At 78.8% G+C, this 1,283-nt stretch carries 1 protein-coding gene and 1 pseudogene; one reads left to right on the top strand and one right to left on the bottom strand.

Annotated elements, in window-relative coordinates:
* Positions 1-678, top strand: a 678-nt coding sequence (locus tag C6N75_RS29135) for an FHA domain-containing protein (protein WP_258177675.1), incomplete at its 5' end; no start/stop codon positions are given.
* A gap of 40 nt (positions 679-718) precedes the next feature.
* On the opposite strand, the pseudogene C6N75_RS29130 reads toward C6N75_RS29135, so the two are convergent.
* Positions 719-1,283, bottom strand: a pseudogene (locus tag C6N75_RS29130) (methyltransferase domain-containing protein); the annotation flags it as partial.

The following is a 1,283-nucleotide window of genomic DNA, read 5'->3' as shown; positions in this document are numbered from 1 at the left end:
GTGTGCGGCCCGGGTCCGAGCGGCGGCCCCGGCCCGCACACCCCGCCCGGCTCGCACACCCCGCCCGGCTCGCACACCCCGTCCGGGCCGCTCGGCGGCGCGGGCGGACCGGCGACGACCGCCCCCGGGCCGGTGGCCACCGGGCCGGGACCGCAGGCCCCGCCCGGCCCGGCCGGCCGGCCCGCGCCCGGCGGCCCCTCCTACGGCGGCGACGGCCTGCCCGGACCGCACACGCCGCAGGGGCCGCCCGCCCCGCACTTCCCGGACGCGCCCGCGACCTGGACCGCCGTGGTGGCCCCTGACCGGTCGTACTTCCTGGCGATGATGCAGCGCAGCGGGCCGGAGGCGGCGGGCCTGAACCTGCCCGCGTACTCCCCCGAGCAGCGGCTGGTGCTCTCCGGCAACCAGATCAGCATCGGCCGCCGCCGGCACTCCACCGGCGAGTCCCCGGAGATCGACCTGTCGGTGCCGCCGGAGGACCCGGGCGTCTCGCACCAGCACGCCGTGCTGGTGTCGCAGCCGGACGGCACCTGGGCGGTGGTGGACCAGAACTCCACCAACGGCACCACGCTCAACGGCGCGGAGGACCCGATCCAGCCCTATGTCCCCGTCCCGCTGCGGGACGGGGACCGGGTGCACGTCGGCGCGTGGACGACGATCACCATCGTCCGCGGCTGACCGCCGCAGCGGTGCGGAGCCGGCCGGCGGGCCGTGGTCATCACCCGCCGGCCGGCTCCGCCGCGCCCAGCGGCCAGGCGTAGGGGCCCGCCGGGTCGTCCAGCCACGCCCACTGCCGGCCGCCGCCGACCGTGAGGCCGAACCGCTCCCGCCGCGGACGGTCCTCCTGGAGCCACAGCGCGTACGCCTCCTCCGGGTCCAGGCTGCCCGCGGTCAGCGTCAGCAGGAAGCGGAACAGCTCGTTGTCGGTGGCGTACCGGGGCAGGCCGCCGGAGCGCACCGGCGGCGGTGGCGGGCTGCCGCCGCGCAGCGCCACGAAGTACGCGGAGGTGGGCAGGAACCGGCCTTCGGCGTATCCCTCGTCCCGCACCCGCAGGCGGATCAGCCCGGTGGACAGCGGGGCCAGGATCCGCGCGCCCGGCCGGCACTGCGGCAGCCAGCCCGCCGGCACCGCAGGCAGGGTGCAGGTGGCGATGACCGCGTCGAAGGGGGCGCGCTCGGGGCAGCCGAGCGCCCCGTCGCCGGTGACCACGGCCGGGTGGCAGCCGGCGTCGGCGAGCCGTTCCCGGGCCGGCCCGGTGATGCCCTCGTCCAGGTCGACGGTG

Source organism: Streptomyces solincola, assembly GCF_002982015.1.
Lineage (GTDB): Bacteria > Actinomycetota > Actinomycetes > Streptomycetales > Streptomycetaceae > Streptomyces > Streptomyces solincola.
This window is presented reverse-complemented; position numbering and strand designations above follow the sequence as displayed.